Annotated in this window: 2 protein-coding genes; one reads left to right on the top strand and one right to left on the bottom strand. The window is 65.7% G+C overall.

Going from position 1 to position 1941, the window contains the following annotated elements; all coding sequences use genetic code 11:
* On the bottom strand, positions 1-1247 hold a 1247-nt coding region (locus HP546_RS29670), incomplete at its 3' end, for a GAF domain-containing protein (RefSeq protein WP_172233281.1).
* 268 nt (positions 1248-1515) lie between these two features.
* Here HP546_RS29670 and HP546_RS29665 point away from each other — a divergent pair.
* A partial coding sequence (locus HP546_RS29665; RefSeq protein WP_172233267.1) for a spore coat U domain-containing protein occupies positions 1516-1941 on the top strand: 426 nt, incomplete at its 3' end.

Below are 1941 nucleotides of genomic sequence, written 5' to 3'. Positions count from 1 at the left end.
AGCTCGTCGATGTCGCGGCGCAGGTTGTCGCTCTGAAACACGCCTTCTTCGCCACGCTGGCCCAGCCAGTGCACCAGTGCCGTCACCTGCGCAGCGGGCGGGGTCTTGCCGAACAGGTCGCAACGCTCGGCCGAGATCACCGCAGCACCTTGGGCGCCAGCGAAGGCCAGCAGCACGTCGGGCAGCTCGCGCAGGCCGTCGCCGACGCTGTCGTGGTCGGCCATGGACGAGATCATGCGCACGATGTGCTGGCGCAGGTCCAGCAGCTTGCGTGTGCTGGCGTGGGCTTCTCGCGATTCGATCTGCAACGAAAGCACGCTGGCCAGCAGTTCGCTGGCGGTGCGCGTGCGCAAGTCCACGGTGCGCGGCTGCTGGTGGTGGCACGACACCAGCCCCCACAGCTTGCCGTCGACCACGATCGACAGCGACATCGAAGCCAGGGTGCCCATGTTGCGCATGTACTGCAGGTGCACCGGCGACACGCTGCGCAGTGCGGCAAAGCTCATGTCCAGGGCCTTGCCGGTACGCGGGTTGGCGGCGGGCAGCAGTGGGGAAGGCTGATAGTTGGCATCCTCGATTACGCGGATGCGGTTGACCCGGTACAGCTCGCGCGCCTGGCGCGGGATGTCCGAGGCCGGGAAGCACAGGCCCAGATAGCTGGGGTAGCCTGGGTCGGCCACTTCGGCCAGCACCTGGCCGTTGCCCTCGGCATCGAAGCGGTAGGCCTTGACCCGGCCGAAGCCGGTGATGCGCTTCAGTTGCACCACCGTCTGCTGCAGCAGTTCTTCGAGGCTGCCCGCCAGGTGCACGGTGCTGACAAAGCTGCGCACCAGCGGGTAGTAGTCACCTTGCCCGGCCAGGTCTGCCGGCAGGCGCGGGGGTTCGAATTCGGTAATCAGGACCTGGTCGTGACGGTGCGCCAGCAGATGCAGCGGGGCGCTGAATGGCGCGCCCTGGCGCAGGTGCACGTCGCCGATATGGAACGGGAACGCTTCGTCTTCCGGTAGCCGCGCAAGGTGCCCGCGCAGGTCGAAGGCGTCGCTGACCAGATCGGCGAAGCGGTAGCCGATCAGTTCCCTGGCGGGTATGCCCAACCACTGTTCGACGTTCTCGCTGGCCTGCAGCACGCGCAAATCGGTTTCGTCCAGCACCAGCAGGAAGCCATGCGGCTGGACGCTGCCTGGCACCTGGATCGGTTCCAGGGCACAACGCTCCACGGCTTGGGCAAGCGTGCTGTCTGCGGTCATCAATGAAAACGCTCCTGTCATGTCGGTCCATGCTTGCCGCATGAGTCTGAGGCAGGATGATGGTGATACACCCTACCAGAATATCCACGCGGACACCGGCCTTTGGCTATTGGAGGCACGAGGAGGCAGAGGGGTTCGGCGCGTTGCGGTTTTTTTTTCGAAGGGGCTATCGCTTTGTTGCTAGCACAAAAAAACGGCTTGGCGCCGCCGCAATACTGGCGTCTCGCTGCTACGCTCAAATTCAGCATAAAGTGATAAGGATAACGAGGTGACGGAACGCTTCCTGGCCGCGCTGTTGGGCCTGTTGTTGAGCGGCAGTGCCATGGCGGCAGACTTCCTGGTGGAAGTACGGGTACTGGTGCAGCGCGGCTGCATGCTGGTCAACCAGACTCGCGATGCCGGTGCGCAGGCGCTGGGGCAGATCGACCTGGGCGCCGCCGCACGGCTGGATGGCCCGGATGCGCCGCTTGCGGGTGCGTTGCTTGGTCAGCGCCCGCCGCGCCTGGAATGCAACCCCGACACCCCCTACCAAGTGCGCGTCGACGGCGGCCAGCATGGCGGTGTCGGTGAGGTACGCTTCCTGGCCAGCGATGACGCCAAGGCCCGGCCGATCCCTTATCGCCTGTACCGTGACGCCGCCTGGCGCGAGCCCTTGGCGGTGAACGTGGCGCAGTCGGCGCGGGTTCCGGACAGC

This window comes from Pseudomonas sp. CM25 (assembly GCF_013179705.1).
Classification (GTDB): Bacteria; Pseudomonadota; Gammaproteobacteria; order Pseudomonadales; family Pseudomonadaceae; genus Aquipseudomonas.
This window is presented reverse-complemented; position numbering and strand designations above follow the sequence as displayed.